17 protein-coding genes are annotated in these 24,871 nt (G+C 60.3%); 9 read left to right on the top strand and 8 right to left on the bottom strand.

All coding sequences use genetic code 11. The features are described from left to right. Positions 1-71 precede the first annotated feature (71 nt). Positions 72-1,199 (bottom strand): branched-chain amino acid ABC transporter substrate-binding protein, encoded by a 1,128-nt coding sequence (locus NJC40_RS12795; RefSeq protein ID WP_253139004.1) that lies wholly within the window; start codon positions 1,197-1,199, stop codon positions 72-74. A gap of 359 nt (positions 1,200-1,558) precedes the next feature. On the opposite strand from NJC40_RS12795, the gene NJC40_RS12800 reads away from it, so the two are divergent. Further along, positions 1,559-1,864, top strand: coding sequence for a DUF2288 domain-containing protein (locus tag NJC40_RS12800; RefSeq protein WP_045494410.1), 306 nt, complete (start codon positions 1,559-1,561; stop codon positions 1,862-1,864). Positions 1,865-1,969: 105 nt separating this feature from the next. Here the strand turns inward: NJC40_RS12800 and NJC40_RS12805 are convergent, their stop codons facing one another. After that, entirely contained in the window at positions 1,970-4,285 is a 2,316-nt protein-coding gene (locus NJC40_RS12805; protein WP_045488524.1) for a putative bifunctional diguanylate cyclase/phosphodiesterase, read from the bottom strand. A 245-nt stretch (positions 4,286-4,530) separates the two neighbouring features. Here NJC40_RS12805 and NJC40_RS12810 point away from each other — a divergent pair, with 245 nt between their 5' ends. Then, positions 4,531-5,868, top strand: coding sequence for a spinster family MFS transporter (locus NJC40_RS12810; protein WP_253139002.1), 1,338 nt, complete (start codon positions 4,531-4,533; stop codon positions 5,866-5,868). Positions 5,869-5,947: 79 nt separating this feature from the next. Here the strand turns inward: NJC40_RS12810 and rapA are convergent, their stop codons facing one another. Then, positions 5,948-8,794: an RNA polymerase-associated protein RapA gene (rapA, locus tag NJC40_RS12815; protein ID WP_253138999.1), complete on the bottom strand. Its 2,847-nt coding sequence runs from the start codon at positions 8,792-8,794 to the stop codon at positions 5,948-5,950. A 219-nt stretch (positions 8,795-9,013) separates the two neighbouring features. On the opposite strand from rapA, the gene NJC40_RS12820 reads away from it, so the two are divergent. The 3 genes from NJC40_RS12820 (at position 9,014) to NJC40_RS12830 (ending at position 9,894) form a co-directional block, all read left to right on the top strand. After that, entirely contained in the window at positions 9,014-9,373 is a 360-nt protein-coding gene (locus NJC40_RS12820) for a hypothetical protein (protein ID WP_045488530.1), read from the top strand. Positions 9,374-9,444: 71 nt separating this feature from the next. Next, positions 9,445-9,600, top strand: a complete 156-nt coding sequence (locus tag NJC40_RS12825; RefSeq protein ID WP_173426688.1) for a hypothetical protein — start codon at positions 9,445-9,447, stop codon at positions 9,598-9,600. A gap of 177 nt (positions 9,601-9,777) precedes the next feature. Further along, the gene (locus NJC40_RS12830) at positions 9,778-9,894 is read left to right on the top strand and encodes a cytochrome c oxidase subunit CcoM (protein ID WP_442965448.1); all 117 of its coding nucleotides are present in this window, start codon (positions 9,778-9,780) and stop codon (positions 9,892-9,894) included. 263 nt (positions 9,895-10,157) lie between these two features. Here NJC40_RS12830 and NJC40_RS12835 read toward each other — a convergent pair whose 3' ends face one another. Both NJC40_RS12835 and NJC40_RS12840 read right to left on the bottom strand, forming a co-directional pair. After that, positions 10,158-10,628, bottom strand: coding sequence for a MaoC family dehydratase (locus NJC40_RS12835; protein WP_045488532.1), 471 nt, complete (start codon positions 10,626-10,628; stop codon positions 10,158-10,160). 33 nt (positions 10,629-10,661) lie between these two features. After that, positions 10,662-11,606 (bottom strand): alpha/beta hydrolase, encoded by a 945-nt coding sequence (locus NJC40_RS12840; RefSeq protein WP_045488534.1) that lies wholly within the window; start codon positions 11,604-11,606, stop codon positions 10,662-10,664. Positions 11,607-12,037: 431 nt separating this feature from the next. Here NJC40_RS12840 and fadD1 point away from each other — a divergent pair, with 431 nt between their 5' ends. From fadD1 to NJC40_RS12855, 3 genes are all read left to right on the top strand, one after another. Then, the gene (gene fadD1 / locus NJC40_RS12845; protein ID WP_045488536.1) at positions 12,038-13,729 is read left to right on the top strand and encodes a long-chain-fatty-acid--CoA ligase FadD1; all 1,692 of its coding nucleotides are present in this window, start codon (positions 12,038-12,040) and stop codon (positions 13,727-13,729) included. Between the two features lie 179 nt (positions 13,730-13,908). After that, the gene (gene hrpA, locus NJC40_RS12850; protein WP_253138996.1) at positions 13,909-17,820 is read left to right on the top strand and encodes an ATP-dependent RNA helicase HrpA; all 3,912 of its coding nucleotides are present in this window, start codon (positions 13,909-13,911) and stop codon (positions 17,818-17,820) included. 185 nt (positions 17,821-18,005) lie between these two features. Continuing rightward, complete coding sequence (locus NJC40_RS12855) at positions 18,006-19,127, top strand: beta-ketoacyl-ACP synthase III (RefSeq protein WP_253138992.1); 1,122 nt, start codon at positions 18,006-18,008, stop codon at positions 19,125-19,127. A 129-nt stretch (positions 19,128-19,256) separates the two neighbouring features. Here the strand turns inward: NJC40_RS12855 and NJC40_RS12860 are convergent, their stop codons facing one another. Beyond that, positions 19,257-20,531 carry a putative porin gene (locus tag NJC40_RS12860; RefSeq protein ID WP_253138989.1) on the bottom strand — a complete coding sequence of 425 codons (1,275 nt, stop codon included), beginning with the start codon at positions 20,529-20,531 and terminating at the stop codon, positions 19,257-19,259. 275 nt (positions 20,532-20,806) lie between these two features. Here NJC40_RS12860 and NJC40_RS12865 point away from each other — a divergent pair, with 275 nt between their 5' ends. Next, on the top strand, positions 20,807-21,931 hold the full coding sequence (locus NJC40_RS12865) for a GNAT family N-acetyltransferase (protein ID WP_253138986.1): 1,125 nt from the start codon (positions 20,807-20,809) through the stop codon (positions 21,929-21,931). A gap of 381 nt (positions 21,932-22,312) precedes the next feature. Here the strand turns inward: NJC40_RS12865 and NJC40_RS12870 are convergent, their stop codons facing one another. Beyond that, positions 22,313-24,145: an ABC transporter ATP-binding protein gene (locus tag NJC40_RS12870; protein WP_253138983.1), complete on the bottom strand. Its 1,833-nt coding sequence runs from the start codon at positions 24,143-24,145 to the stop codon at positions 22,313-22,315. Between the two features lie 88 nt (positions 24,146-24,233). After that, positions 24,234-24,800 (bottom strand): peptidylprolyl isomerase, encoded by a 567-nt coding sequence (locus tag NJC40_RS12875; protein WP_253138981.1) that lies wholly within the window; start codon positions 24,798-24,800, stop codon positions 24,234-24,236. Positions 24,801-24,871: the final 71 nt, after the last annotated feature.

Below are 24,871 nucleotides of genomic sequence, written 5' to 3' on the forward strand. Positions count from 1 at the left end.
AGCCCACGCACCTCGTAAAACAAAGCCCACTGCGGTTGCAGTGGGCTCTGGTGTTGATCGAAGGTGTGAAGTTACTTCACAGGGGCTTCGGTCTTGGTGCCGTCTTTGTGCCAGGTATAGACCACGAACTTGAAGTTCTTCAGGTCGCCCTTGTCGTCGAACGACAGGTCGCCGGTCGGGGTCTTGAAGGTGTTGGCGCGCAGCACGGCCGCTACCTTGTCGGTGTCTTCACTCTTGGCCTTGCCGATCGCTTCGGCAAGGATCTGAACGGCAGCGTAGGATGGGAACACGAACGGACCGCTCGGGTCTTCTTTCTTGGCCTTGAACGCATCGACCAGTGCCTTGTTGGCCGGGTCCTGGTCAAAGGAAGCTGGCAGGGTCACCAGCAGACCTTCGGAAGCGTCCTGGGCGATCTGCGAGATCGACGCGTTACCCACGCCCTCTGGGCCCATGAAACCGGCTTTCAGGCCTTTTTCCTTGGCCTGGCGCAGGATCAGCCCCAGCTCAGGGTGGTAGCCACCGTAGTAGACGAAGTCGACGTTGGCCTGTTTCATTTTGGCGATCAGCGAAGAGAAGTCCTTGTCGCCGGCGTTGATGCCTTCGAACAGGGCGACCTTGACGCCGTCTTTTTCCAGGGTCTGCTTGACCGCGGTGGCGATGCCTTCACCGTATTGCTGCTTGTCGTGGATGACCGCAACGACCTGAGGCTTGACCTGCTTGGCGATGTACTCGCCAGCGGCCGGGCCCTGGGCGCTGTCCAGGCCGATGGTGCGGAACACCAGTTTGTAGCCACGTGCGGTCAGCTCAGGGCTGGTGGCGGCCGGGGTGACCATGATGATGCCTTCGTCTTCGTAGACATCCGAAGCTGGCTGGGCGGAGCTGGAGCACAGGTGACCGATGACGTATTTCACGCCGTCGTTGACCACTTTGTTGGCCACGGCAACGGCTTGCTTGGGATCGCAGGCGTCATCGTATTCGACCGCTTCGAGCTTCTTGCCATCAACGCCGCCTTTGGCATTGAGCTGCTCAATCGCCATCTTGGCGCCACTGAACTGCATGTCGCCGTACTGGGCGACAGCGCCGGTCTTGGGACCCGCAATACCGATCTTGATGGTATCGGCTGCGAACGAATGGCTGGCCACGCCGGCCATTACCAGTGCTGCGAACAGCTTGGAAAGCTTCTTGGTACCCTTGATCATGATGCTCCACTCTTGCGTTGTAATTTTTATAATCCTGACGGCCGAGGCTGCAGGACCGAATTGCTCGATACCGGTCCAGACCACCACGCCAACTGTACCGGCACAGTTTAGAGCGCGGCTGGATCGCTTGAAAAGCTGACTGTTCGAGGCTGAACCGATGTATGTCGCCTGATTGACAGAAACTTATAGAATTTCTCTGTAATTCCGCTTTTTTGGCGCTTAAGGGCGCCCGCTTCATGCAATCGTTTGCCTCAGATCGCGCAATGCGCCGCCCGAAGCGGGGCCGGACCAGTATCGGCGGGTTTTTCTCCGGGGTTGGCAGCGCTATGATTGCGCCGATTTTCCCTTCGGTGAGACCCATGAGCCAAGACCCTAGCACCCTCTATGCCAAACTCCTCGGTGAAACGGCGGTTATCCCCTGGCAGCAATTGCAACCATTCTTTGCAAAGGGTGCCCTGTTGTGGGTCGCACCCGATCTGGATCTGATCGCCGTGGCCGAAGCCATGGCCGAAAACGATGCCGCAAAAATCTCTGCCTGGATGGCCGAAGAGCGCGTCAGCAAGCTCTCTGAAACAAGGGCTCTGGACTTTGTCGAACGTGATCCGCAACTGTGGGCGGTGGTCGTCGCACCTTGGGTTGTGATCCAGGAAAGGGCGCTTGCGTGATTTGCGCACAATAACGGTGCATGGTTTTGCGCCGATTCAGGGAGCTGCTTCATCCATAGGCTGGAAGGGTAGCAAAAGGCTATAACGGCATCCATGTCCGGTACTTCAATCCGACCAGCGCGAGCGTTTGGTACGGGTCGGGCTGTTTTGCGAGTAATGGTCCTGGCTGGCGGGCAGCTCGCTGAACAGGTCGAGTGATCGGGGGGCTTCGGCGTCTTGCTGGCGGACCTGAAGCATCATCGAGGCCGGCCACAGGCTGACGGGATCGCGTTCATTCATCTGTTTGATCATCGGCAGCAGCCGCTCCAGCGGCTGGGGTTTGCTGAACAGATAACCCTGTACGTAATCGCTGGCGTACTGGCTGAGAAAGTCCAGTTGGGCGGGGGTTTCCACGCCTTCGGTGACGACCTTCAGGTGCAGGGTGTGAGCCATGACAATGATTGCGTGGACGATTTCCATGTCCTGGGGTGATTGAGGAATGTCCTGGATGAATGAGCGATCGATCTTCAGGGTGTCCAGCGGCAAGCGCTTGAGATACGCCAGCGAAGAGTAGCCAGTGCCGAAATCGTCGATCGACAGGGATACACCCATGCTGCGAATGCGCTTGAGCAGCAAAATGGTGTTGCTGATGTTACCCATCAGGGCGTTCTCGGTCACCTCCAGTTCCAGACGCCCTGGGGCGACATTGGCCTGGCGCAGGGCGTCCTCCACTTCATCGGCAAGCTCATCGCGGCTCAGGTTCAGGGCCGAGCAGTTGAACGCGATGATCAGCTTGTCGAAACCGTCCAGGCGCAGTGCACCCAGATCCTTGCAGGCGCGGCGCATCACCCAGTTGTCCAGTTCCCAGATCAGGCCGTTGGCTTCGGCGATACCAATGAACCGGTCCGGACTGAGCAAGCCGTGTTGCGGATGCTCCCAGCGCACCAGCGCTTCGAGCTTGGCTACATGTCCGGTACGCAAGTCGATGATTGGCTGATAGAACACCTGCAGGCCGGTTTCTTCGCGCAGTGCGTTACGCAGTTCTTCTTCAAGATGCAGTTCCAGGCTTGCCCGGGTCTTGAGTGCCGGGCTGAAAAAGTGCGCCCGGTTGCGACCGTTGCCTTTGGACTGGTAGAGGGCCAGGTCGGCATTTTTGAGCAGTTCGTCGCTGGTCTCACCATCGCGTGGAAACACCGCGATGCCAATACTGGTGGTCATCACCATGCGTCGGCCGGCCAGGGCGATGGGTTCTTTCATCTTTTGCATGACCCGGTTCGCCAAGTGCCGGGCCTCGTCGTATTCCGGCAGGCTGATCAGAATGCAGAATTCGTCACCACCAAAGCGCGCCACGACATCCTGGGTTCGGGTGGCACTGCGGATCCGCTCGGCAATCACCTTGAGCAATTCGTCCCCGGCATCGTGGCCAAGGCTGTCATTGATGCGTTTGAAGTGGTCGATATCGAGAAACATCACCGCCAGCAGAGCGCCGGTTGCACTGTGCTCAATGAGCCGTTCGGTGAACAGCTGGTTGAAACCACGACGGTTGACCAGGTTGGTCAACGGATCGTAATGCGCCACTTGCTGCAGCGAGACCCGCGCCTGGTCAAGCTGTCTGAGCAGGGTGTTGACCCGCTCCAGGTCACGCTCCTTGCTCTGCAGTTTCTTGTCGGCCATAGCGGCGCTGATACTGCCGGCAATGATCAGCAGAGTAATGGCGGCAATCGTCATGCCCAGTTGCTGGCCGTTCTCGGTGCTGGGCAATTGCAGTGGCGCGTCCAGCGGCAGCACCAGCTGCAAGGCTTGCATGCCGGTCATGTGCATCGCCAGGATGCCGGCACCCAGCAGCACGCTGGCAGCATAGCGGTACATCTGATGAAACATGCCGCTGCCTTTGCGCAAACGGCGCGGTATAACCAGCAAAGCGCCGCTGGCCATGATGGCGATCAGAATCGACAGGCTGAACAGCTTCGGTTCGTAATACTGCGAGGCATCCGAGCGCATGGCCGCCATGCCGGTGTAGTGCATGGCGCTGATTGCCAGGCCGATCAAGACGGCACTGGCCAGCCAGTTCAGGGCAGTCAGCCCGGGTCGGCTCAGGCTGCGGATCGCCACGTAGCCGGCAAACATTACAAATGAAAGCGATGCCAGGGTAATGCCCAGGTCGAAAGTAATCCTCAGTGGCGCCTCGAACGCGAGCATGCTGATGAAATGCATGGCCCACACCCCGCCGGCAAGGCACAACGCGCCCAGTGCGCGCCAGACCCGCTGGTGACGGCGGGTCTCGACATTGACGGTCCGCTCGGCAATTTCCAGGGTTGCGTAGCAGGCGGCGCAGATGACCCCAAAGGCCAGCGCGACCAGAAAGATGTTATGGCTGCAGTTGAGCAGCAATTGACCCGAATCAGGTACGCCAACGTAGACATGCAAACTCGGCCATTCCATAGCGAGCCCTGTGTGTTCACTGCCGGGGTCGCCATGCAGCGGGGGCAATGGCGCGTCGATACCATTATAGAAGCAGAAAAAAAGCTGCCAGTTCCGTCGAAATTTATTTTGCCAAGCAAGTTGTCTGCCGCCATTCACCTCAAATGGCCGGTTTCAGTAATGAATGTTTACAGACTATGTCCGAGTGCTTGGCCGGATCGTGACTAGTCTGTGTACCACTCGATTCCCTTCGCAAGGACGCCCGGATGAATAAGCCTCTGTCGGATGTTGCCAATCAGGCCGATAACGCCTGGCGGATATTGTTTCTGTTGTTCCTGGCCAACCTGTTCAACTTTTTTGACCGGGCCATCCCGGCCATCGTGGCCGAGCCGATCCGCAAGGAGTGGTCGCTCAGCGATTTTCAGGTGGGCCTGATGGGTACAGCTTTTACCCTGGTCTACGCGATTGCCGGCTTGCCACTGGGGCGTCTGGCCGATACCGGGTCGCGCAAGACCATCATGGGGGTGGGCCTGGCGGTATGGAGCGGGTTGACGGCCGTGAACGGCATGGTCAGTCATTTCTGGAGCTTTGTGTTGGTGCGCATGGGGGTGGGGATTGGTGAGGCCAGTTATGCACCGGCCGCCAACTCGCTGATTGGCGATCTGTTCCCGGCTCAGCGCCGGGCGCGGGCCATGGGCATCTTCATGCTTGGCCTGCCGCTGGGGCTGCTGTTGGCATTCTTCACCATCGGCTCGATGGTCAAGGCCTTCGACAGTTGGCGCGCACCGTTCTTCATCGCGGCAGTGCCGGGCTTGATCCTGGCGCTGTTCATGTTCTTCATTCGCGAACCGCGACGTGGTGCGGCCGAAAGCGTGGTGGTCAGCGAAGCGCCGATCGAGCGGCCGATCCGGCGGCTGTTGAGCATCGCCACCTTCCGTTGGCTGGTGCTGGCCGGGTTGGCCTATAACTTCGCGACTTATGCATGCAACTCGTTCATGGTGCCGATGCTGCAGCGCTACTTTCAGGTGTCCTTGCAGGAAGCGGCAGTCGCGACCGGTGTGATCGTCGGTGTGACCGGCTTGATCGGCCTGACCCTGGGCGGCGTAGTGGCCGACAAATTACATGAGCGCTCGCTCAACGGTCGGTTGTTGTTCGCCGCATTCAGCATGCTGGTGGCAACGCTGGCCACTGCTTATGCCTTGCATGCCGGGCTGGTGGCGATCAGCTTGTTTGTGGCGGTGTTCAGCCTGGGCTGGCTGTTTGCCTATAACTTCTATACCTGTGTCTACCCGGCGATTCAGGACGTGGTCGAGCCGCGCTTGCGCGCAACGGCCATGGCGGTGTTCTTTGCCGGGTTATATTTGCTGGGTGGCGGCCTGGGGCCGGTGGTGGTGGGGCTGCTGTCCGATCATTTTGCCCAGCAGGCAATGCTCGCCGCTGGCGCAGGCGAAATGACCGAAGTGTTCAAGGCTGTAGGGCTGCACGGGGCCATGTACCTGATCCCGGTTGCGTTGCTGACGACCCTGATCTTTCTGCTGTTGGCCACTGGCAGCTTTGGCCGGGATGCCGAAGCGATGAAAGTGCGGATGCAGGCGGGGTTATAGCGCTGTTGTTGGTGTTCGCGGCTCAAGCCGCTCCTACAGAGCGTAGGAGCGGCTTGAGCCGCGAAGATTGCAGCGTCGATCAACCCGCTACCAGCACCCGAATCGACTCCAGGCGCAGCGCGGCTTTATCCAGCATCGCCAGGCCTTTCTCGCGCAAATCGCGCAAGGCTTGCAGCTCGCTCTCGCGCACGGTCGGGTTGACTGCACGCAGGGCGGTCAGGCGTGCCAGCTCTTCATCGGTGTCGGCAGCCAGACGGCGTTGTGCCTCGGCGACCCGCTCGGCGTGACGCGGTGCGACCTTGGCTTCGCCGGAGTTGATCTTCGGCGTCAGCACATCGCGCTGGGCCTGGATGAACTTGTTGGCACTGGCCTTGGGTACGCTTTCGAGCTGATCGTTGAGGGTGTTGAACGACACCCGGCCCGACAGATCGTTGCCGTTGCCGTCCAGCAGACAGCGCAAGGCGGCCGGTGGCAGGTAGCGGCCCAGTTGCAGGGCGCGCGGGGCGACCACTTCGCTGACGTAGATCAGTTCCAGCAGCACAGTGCCGGGCTTGAGCGCCTTGTTCTTGATCAGGGCCACTGCGGTGTTGCCCATTGAACCGGACAGCACAAGGTCCATGCCGCCCTGCACCATGGGGTGTTCCCAGGTGATGAACTGCATGTCTTCGCGGCTCAGCGCCTGATTGCGGTCATAGGTGATGGTCACGCCTTCGTCGTCGCCAAGCGGGAAGCTGGCATCGAGCATCTTCTCGCTGGGCCTGAGGATCAGGGCGTTCTCTGAATGGTCCTCGCTGTCGATGCCAAAGGCATTGAACAGGGTTTCCATATAAATAGGCAGGGTAAACTGATCGTCTTGCTCCAGGATCGCCTCGACCAGCGCCTCACCTTCGCCGGCACCGCCGGAGTTGAGTTCCAGCAGACGGTCACGGCCGCTGTGCAACTCGCCTTCGAGGCGCTCGCGCTCGGTGCGCGCCTCGTCGATCAGGGCTTGCCATTGATCGTCGTCGCCGCCTTCGAGTTGCGCCAGCAGGCGTGGGCCGAACTGGTGCTGCAAGGCGTTGCCGGTCGGGCAGGTATTGAGGAAGGCATTGAGTGCTTCGTGATACCACTGGAACAGCCGCGCCTGCGGGCTGGTTTCCAGATAGGGCACGTGCAGTTCGATGGTGTGCTTCTGGCCGATCCGGTCCAGACGGCCGATGCGCTGCTCCAGCAGGTCGGGGTGCGAGGGCAGGTCGAACAGCACCAGGTGGTGAGCGAACTGGAAGTTGCGACCCTCACTGCCGATTTCCGAACAGATCAGCACCTGGGCGCCGAACTCTTCATCGGCGAAGTAAGCTGCAGCACGGTCACGTTCCAGGATGTTCATGCCCTCATGGAACACCGTGGCCGGGATGCCTGAACGCACGCGCAAGGCGTCTTCCAGGTCCATGGCGGTCTCGGCGTGGGCGCAGATCACCAGCACTTTGGTGCGTTTGAGCATCTTCAGGGTGTCGATCAGCCACTCGACACGCGGGTCGAAGCGCCACCAGCGGTTCTCGTCGCCGTCTTCGGCCTGGGTCTGGAAGCTGACTTCCGGATACAGCTCGGCATGTTCGCCCAGCGGCAGCTCCATGTACTCCACCGGGTTGGGCAGCGGGTAGGGGTGCAATTGACGCTGAGGAAAACCTTGTACAGCGGCACGGGTGTTGCGGAACAGCACCCGGCCTGTGCCGTGGCGGTCCAGCAGTTCGCGCACCAGGCGTGCCTTGGCGTCTTCATCGCCCTTATTGACGGCGCTGATCAGGGGGGCGCCTTCGGCACCGAGCAAACCCTGGATGGTCTGGGTTGCAGGGGCGGACAGCTTGCCCTGATCCAGCAGTTGCTGAACCGCCTCGGCCACCGGGCGATAGTGTTCGCTCTCGGTGCGGAAGGCAGCCAGGTCGTGGAAACGATGCGGGTCGAGCAGGCGCAGGCGGGCGAAGTGGCTGTCCTGGCCCAGTTGCTCCGGGGTCGCGGTCAGCAGCAGCACGCCGGGGATGACTTCAGCCAGTTGCTCGACCAGCGAGTATTCGCGGCTGGCCTTGTCTTCGTGCCAGACCAGGTGGTGGGCTTCGTCGACCACCATCAGGTCCCAGCCGGCGGCAAACAGCGCGTCCTGGGCTTTTTCGTCTTCGACCAGCCACTCCAGGGCAACCAGCGCCAATTGGGTGTCTTCGAACGGGTTGCCGGCATCGCTCTCGATGAAGCGTTCGCTGTCGAACAGCGCAACCTGCAGGTTGAAGCGGCGACGCATTTCCACCAGCCACTGGTGCTGGAGGTTTTCAGGCACCAGGATCAGCACCCGGCTGGCGCGGCCGGAGAGCAACTGGCGGTGGATCACCAGGCCGGCTTCGATGGTCTTGCCCAGACCCACTTCGTCAGCCAGCAGAACCCGTGGTGCGATACGGTCAGCGACTTCGCGGGCAATGTGCAACTGGTGAGCGATCGGTTGGGCGCGAACCCCGCCCAGGCCCCACAACGAGGACTGCAACTGGCGGCTGGTATGTTCCAGCGTGTTGTAGCGCAGCGAGAACCAGGCCAGCGGGTCGATCTGCCCGGCGAACAGCCGGTCGGTGGCCAGTCGGAACTGGATGAAATTCGACAGCTGCGTCTCTGGCAGTGTCACCAGCTCGTTTTGGCTGTTGAAGCCGTGATAGACCAGCAGGCCGTCGACATCGTCGACTTCGCGGACAGTCATCTTCCAGTTTTCGAAATGGGTGATGACATCGCCCGGCGAGAACCGCACACGGGTCAATGGAGCGTTACGCAGAGCATACTGGCGGGTCTCGCCAGTGGCCGGGTAGAGCACGGTCAATAAGCGGCCATCCTGTGCCAGAACGGTGCCTAATCCCAGCTCGGCTTCGCTGTCGCTGATCCAGCGTTGCCCCGGTTGATACTGCTGCGCCATGCTGCGTGTCTCCGCGATGAAAAAAGCCGGCTATGGTAACGCAAGCGAACCCTCATGACCAAAGACGGTGAAGAAAAAACGACGCCTTTGGCCCCGTATTTACGGGTGTCTTGCTGCCTGCCGGCACTTATTGCAGAAAACATAGTCGAAAAGCTTCGAACCAAAGCATTAAAGACGACGAAAAGGCCGCCGACAGCCTAAGTAGAGGAGGGCACAATCATGTTGCAACCAATGCTGCCATTAAGTGTGGTGCCTGTGACCTCGCAAATGGACCCTGCCAAGCGTCTGCCAGAGGTTCCCCCTGTCGCGCCGGTGCAACCGAGCTCCAGCGAGAGCACCATTGATCTGCGCCACGAAGATGCCGAGCGTGCAGCGTTGCGCCTGCGTGAAGAGCAAGAGCGCCAGCAGCGCCAGCAACGCGGTGAGCCCCCGATAGAGTTCGAAGAAGAAGCCGAGCAAATAGAAGCCGGGCAACTGGCCGTTCCGGGTGATTCGCTCAACGCCGACAATACAGTGCCGGTGGTGCCACTGATCGACAACGAGCCGCGTCAGGGTCTTTGGGTGGATGTCGAGGTCTGATCCGGGCTTGTCCGGCTACCGGTTATTGCGCATCATCGCGGTTGAGCCCGCCCGTTCGAGAACCCAGCGCCATGAGCGATGAAAGCAAGCTGATCGATTTAGGTGCCGAGCGCGCCAAGCGCATCCACGACATCAACGACAAACGCCTGGACGACATGCGTAAAGCCTTCGAGCACGCCATGCCGCTGACCAGCAAAAAGCCAAAGAAAAAGCCCAAAAAACGCTGAAGTATCAAACGCCCCCGGCAATCGGAGGCGCTGCTGCACGCAGGCTGGCTGTCGTCAGCCCGAAAAAACTCTCCATCATTGTGCGCACTGGCCGGATCACTGATCCAGGTCAATGCCTGCCCGTACGCCGGGGATTAATCTAACCCCATCGAACAGCAGCAACCGGAGCAAGCCACCATGTTTTTTCTGGACAACCCACAGACCGTCGTAACCGTGGCCTACGTCAGCGCCAGCATGCTGACCCTGTTCTTCATCAGCATGGGCCTCTTCCTCTGGAAAGACTCGCAGCACTGAGAGTTGCAGCTTTTCACAACGAGCACGCAAGGCATTTTGGGCGACTTCGGTCGCCCATTTTTTTGCGCGCAGGATTTGTGATCCAAGTCGCTGTTTAGCTTCTGCTCTTCGAACCGAGACATCACAGACGCCGCCGAATGAGACGATTGGCGCCGGAGGGAACCCCGCCTCCAAGGGCGGGGCGAAACCCGCAGTCCAGTCAACCGCGGCAATGATCCTTACACCTAACTCCGTCGTTCGTGGATTAAGGCAGGCGAAAAAACTCAGCCAAAAGTAATCTCGGGTAATACCGTCAACTCAACACTCTGCTGCTTGCGCGGTGCCAGAATCTCCGCTTCGCCATCGACCACCAGCTCATCATTCTGGTTGAACACGCGCGTGGCGATACGCACACGGAATTTAGGCAGCTTTTCGAGGATTTCCAGGCGTACAGTCAGGGTGTCGCCCAGCTTGACCGGCTTCTGAAAACTCATGGTCTGGCCAATGTAGATAGTGCCCGGCCCAGGCAGCTCACACGCCACCGCCGCACTGATCAGCGCGCCACTGAACATACCGTGGGCAATACGCTCCTTGAACATGGTCTTGGCCGCATACTCGGCATCCAGGTGCACCGGGTTATGGTCGCCAGACATGGCAGCGAACAGTTGAATATCGCGTTCTTCGACGGTTTTGCTGTAGCTGGCAGTCTGGCCGACTTCGAGGGCCTCGTAGGGCGTATTGGTGACTTGAGTCATGCGGTTTTCCTGATAATTGAAAAAACGGGCGATTCATTCAGCCCGGTGCGGGCGCGGTTGTTCGAGGGCGAAGTTCAGCCATTCGAGCAGGTCACGCGTCACCTCATCACGGTTTGTTTCATTGAACAGCTCATGCCGAGCGTCGGGGTACAGTTTAAGCCTTAATGCACTGTGGCCCACCTCAGACAGCGCATGAGTGAGATGTTTCAGACGCTTGCCATCGCTGACCGGATCACATCCGCCGCCAATAATCAGCAGTGGCAGGCCAGGGTCAATCTGCGCCAGTGCGGTGGGCTTGCTGATTTTTTGCAGGCCACCGAGCAGGTCCATCCATAACTGGTTAGTGCAATGGAAGCCGCAAAGCGGGTCGCGTAGGTAGTTGTCGACCTCCAGCGGGTCGCGGCTCAGCCAGTCGAAACGGGTGCGTGCCGGCTTGAAGCGTTTATTGAAGGTGCCGAAGGACAGCCGGTCGATCAATGCGCTGCGCCCCTGCTTGCCTTGGCGCAAACGCTCCAGCCGAGCGATCAGCCGGGCCGCCCGGTACAGGGCTGCAGGCTGGTAGTTCGAGCCACTGAGGATCGCCCCCTGCAAGCTGGCGCCATGATGCATCAGCCAGGCCTGGGCGATGTAGCTGCCCATGCTGTGGCCCAGCAAGAACAGCGGCAATTGCGGATGACGTTCATCGATGGTCTGCGCCAGTGTCGCCAGATCGCCAACCACCTTGCTCCAGCCTTGCTGTTGGGCGAAGTGACCCAGCGTGCCTTGCGCAGCGGTCTTGCCATGGCCGCGCTGGTCATGGGCATACAGGGCGATGCCGGCCTCGCTCAGCGCGGCGCCGAGCCGGGCATAGCGGCCTGCATGTTCTGCCATGCCATGAGCAAGCATCAGCACCGCCCGAGGTTCGTCGTCGGGTAACCAGGCATACACGTACAGGCGGGTATGATCGGTGGCATCGAGCCAGAAGGAATGTTGCTGCATGGCACTTACCTGCACAGTGCGAGATAGGAATGAGTGTATACCGAGGGCTCGGTTACGGTCGGATTGCGTAGGTTAATGGTGTAAGGCGTGGATGCTGACGGGGGATTATTTCTCAACGTGTTGTGTATGAAATTTCCGTCAATAATGTGGGACTGAGATGTCGGCGTTTTCGGCAGCGAAAGTGAAGGCGGGTCTGGATTGATCAAGACAGAATTCGCGGGCTGGAGCAAAAATCAAAGATGTGACTAAATTTTACATTTCAGTCGCATTTGTGACCGCAAGTGCCATCTTTGCCTCTAGGCGCTATTTGGCAAAGCTGCTAATCTCGGGCCGTTTTTTGACGCTAAAACGTGAATCGCATAACTCTAATTACGTTCACTCGGCATCGCAGCGCGCGATGTGGAATTCGCTATCGCTAGGAGCAGGCCTGCATGATCGAAACCTTCTGGAAGGATAAATACCCGGCCGGTGTGGCAGCCGAGATCAACCCCGACGAGTATCCGAATGTCCAGAGCGTGCTGAAGCAGTCCTGCCAGCGTTTCGCCGACAAACCTGCTTTCAGTAACCTGGGCAAGACCCTCACTTACGGCGACCTCTACGAATTGTCCGGCGCCTTTGCCGCCTGGATCCAGCAGCATACCGACCTCAAGCCTGGCGATCGCATCGCCGTGCAATTGCCCAATGTCCTGCAATACCCTGTAGCCGTATTCGGGGCCATGCGTGCCGGGCTGATCGTGGTCAATACCAACCCGCTGTACACCGCGCGGGAGATGGAACACCAGTTCAACGACTCCGGAGCCAAAGCCTTGCTGTGCCTGGCCAACATGGCGCATCTGGCAGAAAAGGTACTGCCCAAGACCCAGGTGCGTCATGTGATCATCACGGAGGTGGCAGACTTGTTGCCGCCGCTCAAGCGTCTGTTGATCAACAGCGTCATCAAGTACGTAAAGAAGATGGTCCCGGCCTACAACCTGCCGCAGGCCGTGCGCTTCAACGACGTTCTGGCCAAGGGGCGGGGCCGTTCGGTCAATGAAGCTTCGCCGGCCAGCGATGATGTGGCGGTACTGCAATACACCGGCGGTACCACCGGGGTGGCCAAGGGGGCGATGCTGACCCACCGCAACCTGATCGCCAACATGCTGCAATGCCGCGAGCTGATGGGTTCGAACCTCAATGAAGGCTGCGAGGTTCTTATCACCCCGTTGCCGCTGTATCACATCTATGCGTTTACCTTTCATTGCATGGCAATGATGCGCTGTGGCAATCACAACGTCCTGATCACCAATCCGCGCGACTTGCCGGCGATGGTCAAGGAACTGTCGAAATGGAAGTTCAGCGGCTTCGTCGGCCTCAATACCCTGTTTGTGGCCCTGTGCAATAACCAGGACTTCCGCAACCTGGACTTCTCCGCCCTCAAGGTCACGTTGTCGGGGGGCATGGCCTTGCAGCAGGCTGTTGCCGAACGCTGGAAAGAGGTTACCCATTGCCCGATCTGTGAAGGCTACGGCATGACTGAAACCAGCCCGGTGGCCACCGTCAACCCGATCCAGAACATCCAGATGGGCACCATCGGCATCCCGGTGCCGTCGACCCTGTGCAAGGTGATCGACGATGCAGGCAACGAGCTGCCGTTTGGCGAGGTCGGTGAGCTGTGCGTCAAAGGTCCGCAGGTGATGAAGGGCTACTGGCAGCGCCAGGAAGCCACCGAGGAGATCCTCGACGCCGAAGGCTGGTTGAAAACCGGCGATATCGCGGTTATCCAGCCGGACGGCTACCTGCGCATCGTTGACCGCAAGAAAGACATGATCCTGATCTCCGGTTTCAACGTGTACCCCAATGAACTGGAAGACGTGCTGGCAACCCTGCCGGGCGTATTGCAGTGTGCGGCCATCGGTATCCCGGACGAGAAATCAGGCGAGTCGATCAAGGTCTTCGTGGTGGTCAAGCCGGGCATGACCCTGACCAAGGATCAGGTCATGGAGCACATGCGGGCCAACCTGACCGGTTACAAGGTGCCGCGTGCGGTTGAGTTCCGCGACGCGTTGCCGACTACCAACGTCGGCAAGATCCTGCGCCGTGAGCTGCGTGACGAAGAACTCAAGAAACTCGGCGTCAAGAAGTAACCCCGTTACCCCTGTAGGAGCGGCTTTAGCCGCGAATTCTTTTTTAGCCGCGAATTCTTCGGTCTTCGCAGCTAAAGCAGCTCCTGCAAGACCCGGCCGTTCCCGCAGCCATCCCCCTATCTGCATCAAATCTGCGACAATCCCCGCTTTGCCCCTTTCGAAAAGACCCTGCGCAGCTGATGACCGCCGAATCGCCTTCTATCGACCAATTGTTGAAAAAACTCGATCACGTCGAAACCCGCGAGCGGCATCGCTTGCGGCGGCAGATCCATGAGTTGCGCAAGCACCCCAATGAGGTGAAGCTGGCGCAGTGGGTCGAGCGTTTGCAGGCGTCCTGTGCGCGGGTCGAGTCGCGCCAGCGCAGTGTGCCGGCGATTCGTTACGACGATAACCTGCCCATCGCGGCCAAGCGCGACGAGATCAAGGCCGCACTGCTCAAGCATCAGGTGCTGATCATTGCTGGTGAAACCGGCTCGGGCAAGACCACCCAGTTGCCGAAGATCTGCCTGGAGATCGGTCGCGGTCAGCATGGCCTGATCGGCCATACCCAGCCACGCCGGATCGCGGCGCGCAGTGTTGCCAGCCGGGTGGCCGAAGAGCTGGGCACACCGCTGGGCGCGCTGGTGGGCTATCAGGTGCGCTTTGAAGATCAGAGCGACGAAAGCACCCTGATCAAGCTGATGACCGATGGCATCCTGCTGGCCGAGACCCAGCATGACCGCTTTCTTGAGCGTTACGACACAATCATTGTCGACGAGGCCCACGAGCGCAGCCTGAACATCGACTTCTTGCTCGGCTTTCTCAAGACCCTGTTGCCGCGTCGCCCGGACCTCAAGGTCATCATCACCTCCGCGACCATCGACCTGCAGCGCTTTTCGGAGCACTTCAACGACGCGCCGATCATCGAGGTTTCCGGGCGCACCTTCCCGGTCGAAACCTGGTACCGGCCGTTGACCAGCGAGCAGGACGAAGAAGGCAACAGCGTCGAGGAAGACCTGACTGTCGATCAGGCGATCCTCGCGACGCTTGACGAGTTGGCCGAGCTGGAACGTCGCGAGCGCAAGACGCCCGGCGACGTGCTGGTGTTTTTGCCGGGTGAGCGCGAGATTCGTGACGCTGCCGAGGTGCTGCGCAAGGCGCAACTGCGCCACACCGAAATCCTGCCGCTGTATGCGCGCCTATCACCGGCCGAGCAGCAACGGATCTTCCAGTCGCATCCGGGCCGTCGTGTGGTGCTGGCCACCAACGTGGCGGAAACGTCCCTGACCGTGCCGGGCATTCGCTATGTGATCGACATCGGCACTGCACGCATCAGCCGCTACAGCTACCGCGCCAAGGTTCAGCGCCTGCCCATCGAGGCGGTGTCCCAGGCCAGTGCCAACCAGCGCAAGGGGCGCTGTGGCCGGGTCGAGCCAGGGATCTGCATCCGTCTGTACAGCGAAGAAGATTTCCTGTCGCGGCCGGAATTTACCGATCCGGAAATTCTGCGCACCAACCTGGCGGCGGTGATCCTGCAGATGCTTCATCTGCGTCTGGGCGATATCAGCGCCTTCCCGTTCATCGAGCCGCCGGATGGCAAGGCGGTCAGTGATGGTTTCAACCTGTTGCAGGAGCTGTCAGCGGTCAACCGCGAGAACCAGCTCACGCCGTTGGGCCGTCAACTGGCACGCCTGCCGGTGGACCCGCGAATGGGCCGGATGCTGCTTGAAGCAGCGAAACAGGGCAGCTTGCAGGAAGTGCTGATCGTCGCCAGTGCGCTGTCGGTGCAGGATGTGCGTGAGCGTCCGCCCGAGCGTCAGCAGGCCGCCGATCAGGCCCATGCGCAATGGAAAGACGCCGATTCCGACTTCGCTGCGCTGGTCAACCTGTGGCGCGGTTTTGAAGAGCAGCGCCAGGCGCTGACGTCCAGCCCGCTGCGTAACTGGTGCCGGCGCAACTTCCTCAATTACCTGCGCTTGCGCGAGTGGCGCGACGCACACCGGCAACTGACCCTGATCTGCCGCGAACTCAAGCTGCCGATCAACCCGGAGCCGGCTGATTATCCGAAATTCCACAAGGCGATTCTCTCCGGCCTGCTGAGCCAGATCGGCCAGAAGACCGAAGAGGGCGATTACCTCGGTGCCCGGCAACGGCGCTTCTGGATTCACCCTTCATCGGGCCTTGGGCGTAAACGGCCACAGTGGGTGATGGCTGCCGAACTGGTGGAAACCACCAAGCTGTACGCGCGTATGGTAGCCAAGGTCGACGTCGACTGGATCGAGCCGCTGGCCGGGCATCTGATCAAGAAAAACCACTTCGAGCCGCACTGGGAGAAAAAGCGCGGGCAAGTGGTGGCGTTTGAGCAGATCACCCTGTACGGCCTGATTGTGGTCGGCCGCCGTGCAGTGCACTACGGGCCTATCGACCCGGTGGTGTCGCGCGAGCTGTTCATTCGCGAAGCTTTGGTGCGCGGCGATATCAACTCGCGGGCCAAGTGCCTGAGCGCCAATGCGCGGTTGCTCGAACAGCTCGACGAACTCGAAGCCAAGGCCCGGCGCCGTGACATTCTTGCCGACGAAGAAACCCTTTACGGCTTCTACGAGGCGCGCCTGCCTGCGGAAATTCATCAGACGGCGACCTTTGACAGCTGGTATCGCATGGGCAGTCAGAAGGACGCGAACCTGCTGATCATGCGCGAAGAAGACGTACTGGCCCGCGAGGCCAAGGAAGTCACGGCCGCGCAGTACCCCGACAGCCTGCGCCTCGGTGAACTGACCCTGCCGCTGAGTTATCACTTCGAGCCTAACCATCCACGCGACGGCGTCACCCTGCGTGCGCCTGCACCTCTGCTGTTGTCGCTGCCGGCCGAGCGCCTGGAGTGGCTGGTGCCGGGTCTGCTGGAAGCCAAGTGCATTGCCCTGGTGCGCAACCTGCCCAAGGCGATCCGCAAAAACTTCGTGCCGGTGCCGGACTTCATCAAGGCCGCTTTGCAGCGCATCAGTTTTGGCGAGGGGTCGCTGCCTGAGGCGCTGGGCCGTGAGTTGCTGCGCATGACCGGCGCCCGGGTGCCGGACGAAGCCTGGATTGAAGCTGCCGAACAGCTCGAAGGGCATCTGAAGATGAACCTGGAGGTGGTCGACGGTAATGGCAAGTTTCTCGGCGAAGGGCGTGATCTGGATACCCTGACCGCCCGCTTTGCCGAAGCCGGCCAGGCCGCCCTGGCGGTGCCGCAGACTGCCAAAAGCCAGCAGCCAGTTGAAGCCAAGTGCTTCGCCAAGGTCGATGAAAAGACCCAGCACAAGGTCGCCGGGCTGTCGATGACGGTGTATCCGGCACTGGTCGAAGAGGGCGGCAACGTCAAGGAAGGCCGCTTTTCGACCCAGGCCGAGGCCGACTACCAGCACCGCCGTGCTTTGCAGCGCTTGTTGTTGCAGCAACTGGGCGATACCGCCAAATTCTTGCGCGGCAAGCTGCCGGGGCAAACTGAACTGGCCCTGCTGCACCGTGACCTGGGCCGTGTCGAGGCGCTGATCGAAGACATTCTGCTGGCCAGCCTGGACAGCTGTGTGCTTGAAGGCGAAGCCAATCTGCCGCGTGACGGCGCCGGGCTGTTGTCGCTGGCCGAGCGCAAGCGCGGCGAGTGGGCCGAGCATGCCGAGCGGCTGGCGCGCCTGACTCTGGAAATCCTCAAGCTGTGGCACAGTCTGCAGAAAAGCTTCAAGGGCAAGATCGACCTGGCCCGCGCTGTGGCGCTCAACGATATCAAGGCCCAACTGGGCCGGCTGGTGTATCCCGGTTTCGTCCGCGAGACGCCGGCGCAGTGGTTCAAGGAATTGCCGCGCTACCTCAAGGCCATCGAACTGCGTCTGGAGAAACTGCCGGGCCAGTTGCAGAAGGACCGGGTATGGAGCATCGAACTGAGCGAGTTGTGGGCGCAGTATCAGGCCCGCGCCGACAAACATGCCCAAGAAGGCAAGCGTGACCCGGAACTGACCACCTGGCGCTGGTGGCTGGAAGAGTACCGCGTCTCGCTGTTCGCCCAGCAGCTCGGCACCCGCATTCCGGTTTCCGACAAGCGACTGAGCAAACAGTGGAGTCAGGTGCAAGGCTAAGCGCTGGTAGGCGGCCGCGATAGCTCGCAGCCGAGGCGCTGTGGCACACTTCACGCCTTGCGTGCTATTGCCGTGGTGCCCTGCTGACGCCCATTGAGCGCCGCGGGTATTCGCGCTACGCCAGCAAGTTGGTACGCTGGTGCCATTAAGGCCAGCAAGACCCATAATCCAAGAGAGGAACGACCGTGCATAACGTCGTCATCAGCGGCACTGGCCTGTATACCCCGGCCCACAGCATCTCCAATGAAGAGCTGGTGCAATCCTTCAATACCTGGGTGACCCGATTCAACACGGACAACGCGGCAGCCATCGAGCGCGGTGAAGTCCAGGCGCAAGCGCCGTCCGATGCGGCGTTCATCGAGAAAGCCTCGGGCATCAAAAGCCGTTTCGTGATGGACAAGCAGGGCATTCTCGACCCGCAACGCATGAAGCCGCTGCTCGCCGAGCGCAGCAACGACGAGCCGTCGATTCTCTGTGAAATGGGCGTGGCGGCAGCGCGCCAGGCACTGGAGCGCGCGGGCAAAACCGTAGCGGATGTCGATGGGGTAATCGTCGCCTGTTCGAACCTGCAGCGGGCGTACCCGGCGATTTCCATCGAGATTCAGGCGGCTCTGGGGATCGAGGGTTACGGTTTTGACATGAACGTAGCCTGTTCTTCAGCCACCTTCGGTATTCAGAACGCCTACAACAGCGTGCATCTGGGCCAGGCTCGGGCGCTGCTGGTGATCAACCCGGAAATCTGCACCGCGCACCTGAATTTCCGCGACCGCGACAGCCACTTCATCTTCGGTGATGCCGCCACCGCCGTGTTGGTAGAGCGCGCGGACCTGGCCACCTCGGCGCACCAGTTCGAGATTGTCGGCACCCGTTTGCTGACCCAGTTCTCCAACAACATCCGCAACAACTTCGGCTTCCTTAACCGCACTGCCGAAGAGGGCAACGATGCGCGGGACAAGCTGTTCGTGCAGGAAGGCCGCAAGGTGTTCCGTGAGGTGTGCCCGATGGTGGCGCAACTGATCGGCAGCCATCTGCAGGACAACGGCCTGAACGTCGCTGACGTGCAGCGCTTCTGGCTGCATCAGGCCAACCTGAGCATGAACCAGTTGATCGTCAAGAAGCTGCTGGGGCGTGATGCCAGCAGTGAAGAAGCGCCGGTGATTCTCGACCGCTACGCCAACACCAGTTCGGCTGGTTCAGTGATCGCTTTCCATAGCCATCAGGATGATTTGCCGCAAGGCGCACTGGGTGTGCTTAGCTCGTTCGGTGCAGGCTATTCGATTGGCAGTGTGATCCTGCGCAAACGCTGATCCACCGCACCAGGCACAAAAAAACCGGGCGTTCAGGGTATCGTCGGATGATGGGGAACGATACTCAAACGCCCGGTTTAGCACACTCGGGTTGGGCCTCGGGCTGTGCCAGAGGCCCGCTACAGCAGATTAGAACTTGACTTCGGCGTCCAGCTGCAGGACGTCAACGTCTTTGTCGCGGCCAGCACGGCTGGCGAAGTCAGCTTCGGCCATCAGGTAGGTCGCGCCCAGCGAGAAGTTCTTGTCGATTTCGTAACCGACCTTGAACTTGTGGCCGCGCGAACCGGTGGTGCCGTTGGCGAAGTCGGAGTCGGTGAAGGCACCGACTACAGCGTTACGCTGCACGTCGCGGTAGTTGTAGTCCAGGCTGAAGCCGAATGCCTTGGTCTTCACACCGGCCAGCCAGGCAGTATCGTGACCGTCGGTGGACTCGTCGTTGACCACGTACTGACCGTACAGGCCCAGTGGCACGGCCAGGCCGCTGATGTCGATCTGACCGAAACCTTCGTACAGACGGAACTCTTCCGAAGTGTTGCCGTTCACCCGCAGCGCGCAAGGGGTGGTGGTGGCAGTGCCACAGGCGCTGTCAGTGTCGTTGTCGAAGCCGTAGACGCTACCGCCCAGAGTGACTTTCAGGTTGTCCAGCGGGGCGAATTTGACACCGGCCTGGCCAGCGTACAGGCGCAGGTCGTTCTTGAACTCGACGCCGTTGCCGTCCACGTTGTCTTTGAGGGTGTAATGACCGGCGCTGGTGAACAGCTCGGTCTTGCCTGCCAGTGGCAGCTTGTAGGTCAGGGCCAGACCTTCGGGGTTGATGTCGCTATCCCAGATCACGTCGCCCATGCTCACCCATGGCTGGTTCATCTTGCCGCCGATGATCGACAGGCCGTTGATGGCGTCCGGGTGGTAGTCGATGTAAGCCAGGTCCAGCCAGATGGATTTCTTCGAGAAGTAGCCGTCCAGGTCCTGGTTGGTCGAGCGCGCATCGTTGCCGCCGCCGGTGGCGATACGGATACCGCTGTTAACCTGCGGGTTGATTTCGGTGTAGGCACCCAGGCGGGCACGGATACGCTGACGATCCTTGTCGCGGCCGCCGTTGTCGGCTTCGCCAGCGATGTCGATGTTTTCCTGACGCACACGTACGTCGCCTTTGATCTGCGTCTTGGCAGCCCATGCAACTTTCTTCTCGAAATCGCTCTGCGCAGCAGCAGACTTGGTGGCAGCAGCTTGTTGCTCCTTGGCCAGGTCAGCTTGCAGCTCAGCGTGCTGGGCAGTGCTGATCGAGCCATTTGCCTTCAGCATGTCGAGCAGTTTGGCGTCGACTGCGGCACTGGCCGGAACGCTCATGGCCAATACCAGACCGCCACACAGGGCTGCCGCAGTACGAGTAGAAACAGGACGCATAAATATCTCCGAGGCTGGGTGCGCCGGCGGCTGCCATGGCGCAGGACATCCCTGACGGGATTTGGTTCAGGTCTTTCAACCGGTTCTAAAAACAGGCGCCAGTATTACTGCCAGGCATTACAGAAAAGTGGCAAAGTGGTGGCATGTGGATGACAATCTCGTTGCATTTGATGGGCTGTAATGCCCGGAATAGAGCGGTCGATAATGTCTTTCTGGGAAATCGGGCGTGCAATCGGTGATACTGGCGACCTCCACTGGCCAGAGAGAACCCGCAGATGTCCGTACATGTCGTCGATAGCCTGAGCGCGGTTTCTGCGGCTGACTGGGATGCCTTGCTGCCAGATCAGCAGCCGTTTTTACGCCATGCCTTTCTCAGCGCTCTGGAAGACAGCGCCAGCCTGGGGCCCCATTCCGGTTGGCGTGCCGAGCATGTGTTGCATGAACAGGCGGGGCAGTTGGTCGCAGCCATGCCGGCCTATCGCAAATGGCATTCCTATGGCGAGTACGTGTTCGATCACGGCTGGGCCGATGCCTGTCGCCGCGCGGGCATTGCCTATTACCCCAAGCTGCTGGCCGCCGTGCCGTTCAGCCCGGTCAGCGGTGCACGAATCCTTGCCAGTAGCGCTCAGGCCGGCATGACCTTGCTCGAAGGGCTGCCGGGTTACCTGCATGGCCAAGGGCTGTCCAGTGCCCACGTAAACTTCACCGACCCGGCTGCCGATACGTTGTTGGCCGAACAGGACGGCTGGCTACAGCGCTACGGCTGCCAGTACCACTGGCACAATCGCGGCTATCGGGATTTTCAGGATTTTCTCGATGCGCTGAGCTCTCGCAAGCGCAAACAGATGCGCAAAGAACGTGAGCAAGTGGCAGGGCAGGGCATCGCGTTCGAATGGCTGAGCGGGTCGCAGATGAGCGAGGTCCTGTGGGATTTTGTCTATGCCTGCTACGCCAACACTTACGCCGTGCGCCGCCAGACGCCGTACCTGACCCGCGAGTTCTTCAGCCTGTTGGCCGAGCGCATGCCCGAAGCGATTCGAGTGGTCCTGGCCCGGCAAGGCAACCGCCCGGTGGCCATGGCCTTCAGCCTGGTCGGCGGCGACAGTTTCTATGGTCGCTATTGGGGCTGCCTGGCCGAGTTTGACCGGCTGCATTTCGAAACCTGCTTCTATCAGGGCATGGACTACGCCATCGCCCATGGCCTGCAACGCTTTGACGCAGGTGCCCAGGGCGAGCACAAACTGATTCGCGGCTTCGAACCCCAAATCACTCATTCCTGGCACTACCTGCTGCATCCAGGACTCAAAGACGCTGTGGCGGATTTTCTTGAGCAAGAGCGGGTCGGTGTACTGGCCTATGCCGAGGATGCCCGCAACGCGCTGCCGTATCGGCAGGCGTAGACGGACGAACTCGCCCTCCAACACTGCGTTGCGATGTTGTTGATTTTGCTTTTGATCTCCGAGCCGAGATAGCACAGACGACGCAAATCGCGACTTGGGTGCAGGCCGAGGGTAGGCGTCGATTCGGGGGAGAAACCAACATGGATGTCGGTTTCAGGTGCGCTGGGCAGGGATGCCCATCGCGCCGGCCCCCGAATCGATGCCGGACGGAGGGGAGTCTGCCCGCAGGGCGGACCCAAGCCAGGAGCAATGCCTTTTGGTTACTTTTGGGCGAAACCAAAAGTGACCCGCCGTAAGGGCGGAACCTGGCGAATGGACAACAGCGGCAAAGACTCTTGTATCGTGCTAAAGGTCTTCGCGGTTAAAACCGCTCCTACAGCCTCAATCCACCCCCACAAACCCGCCCGTCTGGTGCTGCCACAACCGCGCATACAGCCCGCCCTTGGCCAGCAGCTCGGCATGGTTGCCGATCTCGACAATCCGCCCCTTATCCAGCACCACCAGGCGGTCCATCCGTGCGATGGTCGACAAGCGGTGGGCAATGGCGATCACGGTCTTGCCCTGCATCAGGGTTTCCAGGCTCTCCTGAATCGCCGCCTCAACCTCCGAGTCCAGCGCCGAGGTGGCTTCGTCCATAATCAGAATCGGCGCATCCTTGAGCAGCACCCGGGTAATCGCAATGCGTTGACGCTGGCCGCCAGACAGCTTGACGCCGCGTTCACCCACATGCGCGTCGAAGCCGGTACGCTCCTCGGCATCGGACAGCAACGGGATGAATTCATCAGCCTTGGCGCGGTGCACCGCTTCCCAGAGTTGCTCATCCGTGGCGCCGGGATTGCCGTACAGCAGGTTGTCGCGGATCGAACGGTGCAGCAGCGAGGTGTCCTGAGTGATCATGCCGATCTGCGCACGCAGGCTCTCCTGAGTCACCTCGCAAATGTCCTGGCCGTCGATCAGGATGCGCCCGCTTTGTACGTCATACAGACGCAGTAACAGATTGACCAGGGTCGATTTGCCCGCACCGGACGGGCCGATCAGGCCAATCTTCTCGCCGGGCCTGATGTCCAGATCCAGGCCATGGAGGATGCCCCGGCCGTTGCCATAGTGAAAATCGACCGCAGCGAACTTCACGCCGCCCTGGCCAATCTGCAGTTGCCGGGCATCCGGGCGATCGGTGACCGCCACCGGTTGCGAGATGCTTTCCAGACCATCCTGCACCGTGCCGATGTTCTCGAAAATGCCATTGACCACCCACATGATCCAGCCCGACATATTGACGATACGGATCACCAGGCCCGTGGCCAGAGCGATGGCCCCCATGCTGATCAGCGACTGGGTCCACAGCCACAATGCCAGACCGGTAGTACCGACGATCAACAGGCCGTTCATGCCAGTGATGGTCACGTTCATGGCCGTCAGTACGCGGCCGGCCAGTTGGACCTTCTCGGTGTTCTCGCGGATCGCTTCCTGGGCGTAGCGCTGTTCGTGATTGGTATGGGCGAACAGCTTGAGGGTGGTGATGTTGGTGTAGCCATCGACGATACGCCCCATCAGTCTGGAGCGGGCATCGGAAGCTTCCACTGAACGCTGTTTGACCCTCGGCACGAAGTACCGCAGCGCCAGGACATAGGCAGCGATCCACAGCACCAGCGGGATCACCAGCCGCCAGTCGGCTTCGGCAAACAGCACCAGCGCGCTGATCGAGTAGATCAGCACGTGCCACAGTGCGTCCATGGCCTGCACCGCCGAATCGCGCAGCGAGTTGCCGGTCTGCATGATGCGTTGGGCGATACGCCCGGCAAAGTCGTTCTGGAAGAAGTTGATGCTCTGCTTGAGCACATAGCGGTGGTTCTGCCAGCGGATCATGCTGGTCATGCCGGGGCTGATGGTCTGGTGCACCAACAGGTCATGCAGGGCGACAAAGATCGGTCGCAGCAGCAGGGTGACCACCACCATCCAGAGCAGTTCGTTACGGTGTACGCTGAAAAACTCGCCAGGCGCGGTGGTCTGTGCCAGGTCGATGATCCTGCTCAGGTAGCTGAACAGCGCCACTTCGATCAGCGAAACCACCAGGCCGACGACCAGCAGGGCGGCGAAGCTGGGCCAGACCTGGCGCAGGTAGTGCAGATAGAAGGGCAGAACCCGATTGGGCGGTGCGGCACCGGGATCGTCCCGGAAGATGTCGATTAATTGCTCGAAACGACGATAAAGCATGGGGTCTGATTCCCGCCGGCAGCGGGCTCTCCTTGAGGGTGGGAAGCGGTCCCGTCCGGCCTGCCCCGCAGGGCAGGCTGGCCCCCGATCACTCCACGCGCTTGGCGGACTTGATCAGGATCGGGTAGACAGGCACGTTCTGCATGCCTTTCTGGTTGGCGGTACGGGCATTGACGATCTGGTCGACCACGTCCATGCCTTTGACTACCTTGCCGAACACCGCGTAACCGAAGTCACGCACACCGTGGTCGAGCATGGCGTTGTCATTGGTGTTGATAAAGAACTGGCTGGTGGCCGAGTTCACGCTGCTGGTGCGGGCCATGGCAATGGTGCCGCGTACGTTGTGCAGGCCGTTGTCGGCTTCGTTCTTGATCGCCGCCTGGGTCGACTTCTGGCTCAGTTGCTGGGTGAAACCACCGCCCTGAATCATGAAGCCGGGAATCACCCGGTGGAAAACCGTGTTGCTGTAAAAATTGCTGTCGACGTAACTCAGAAAGTTCTTGGTGCTGATCGGCGCTTTGTCGTCGGCCAATTCCAGTTCGATCTGGCCGAAGCTGGTGTCGAGCACCACGTGCGTCCTCTTGGCTGGCTCGGCTGCCATCAGGTTGGCCGAGAACATCACGGTGCAGGCGGCGAGGGCGAGAGTCTTGAACATAATGCAGTGAGTCCTTCGGTGGTGGTTGCGACTGAGGTCGGCTAGCAAACCACAGCTAGCCAGGTAAACAC

The organism is Pseudomonas sp. 21LCFQ02, assembly GCF_024129895.2.
In the GTDB taxonomy this organism is placed as follows: domain Bacteria; phylum Pseudomonadota; class Gammaproteobacteria; order Pseudomonadales; family Pseudomonadaceae; genus Aquipseudomonas.

Coding starts and splice junctions, on each gene's coding strand:
- fadD1 (WP_045488536.1), top strand. CDS start 12,038: ATGATCGAAACCTTCTGGAAGGATAAATACCCGGCCGGTGTGGCAGCC.
- hrpA (WP_253138996.1), top strand. CDS start 13,909: ATGACCGCCGAATCGCCTTCTATCGACCAATTGTTGAAAAAACTCGAT.
- NJC40_RS12860 (WP_253138989.1), bottom strand. CDS start 20,531: ATGCGTCCTGTTTCTACTCGTACTGCGGCAGCCCTGTGTGGCGGTCTG.
- NJC40_RS12795 (WP_253139004.1), bottom strand. CDS start 1,199: ATGATCAAGGGTACCAAGAAGCTTTCCAAGCTGTTCGCAGCACTGGTA.
- NJC40_RS12875 (WP_253138981.1), bottom strand. CDS start 24,800: ATGTTCAAGACTCTCGCCCTCGCCGCCTGCACCGTGATGTTCTCGGCC.
- NJC40_RS12810 (WP_253139002.1), top strand. CDS start 4,531: ATGAATAAGCCTCTGTCGGATGTTGCCAATCAGGCCGATAACGCCTGG.
- NJC40_RS12800 (WP_045494410.1), top strand. CDS start 1,559: ATGAGCCAAGACCCTAGCACCCTCTATGCCAAACTCCTCGGTGAAACG.
- NJC40_RS12840 (WP_045488534.1), bottom strand. CDS start 11,606: ATGCAGCAACATTCCTTCTGGCTCGATGCCACCGATCATACCCGCCTG.
- NJC40_RS12820 (WP_045488530.1), top strand. CDS start 9,014: ATGTTGCAACCAATGCTGCCATTAAGTGTGGTGCCTGTGACCTCGCAA.
- rapA (WP_253138999.1), bottom strand. CDS start 8,794: ATGGCGCAGCAGTATCAACCGGGGCAACGCTGGATCAGCGACAGCGAA.
- NJC40_RS12870 (WP_253138983.1), bottom strand. CDS start 24,145: ATGCTTTATCGTCGTTTCGAGCAATTAATCGACATCTTCCGGGACGAT.
- NJC40_RS12825 (WP_173426688.1), top strand. CDS start 9,445: ATGAGCGATGAAAGCAAGCTGATCGATTTAGGTGCCGAGCGCGCCAAG.
- NJC40_RS12805 (WP_045488524.1), bottom strand. CDS start 4,285: ATGGAATGGCCGAGTTTGCATGTCTACGTTGGCGTACCTGATTCGGGT.
- NJC40_RS12830 (WP_442965448.1), top strand. CDS start 9,778: ATGTTTTTTCTGGACAACCCACAGACCGTCGTAACCGTGGCCTACGTC.
- NJC40_RS12835 (WP_045488532.1), bottom strand. CDS start 10,628: ATGACTCAAGTCACCAATACGCCCTACGAGGCCCTCGAAGTCGGCCAG.
- NJC40_RS12865 (WP_253138986.1), top strand. CDS start 20,807: ATGTCCGTACATGTCGTCGATAGCCTGAGCGCGGTTTCTGCGGCTGAC.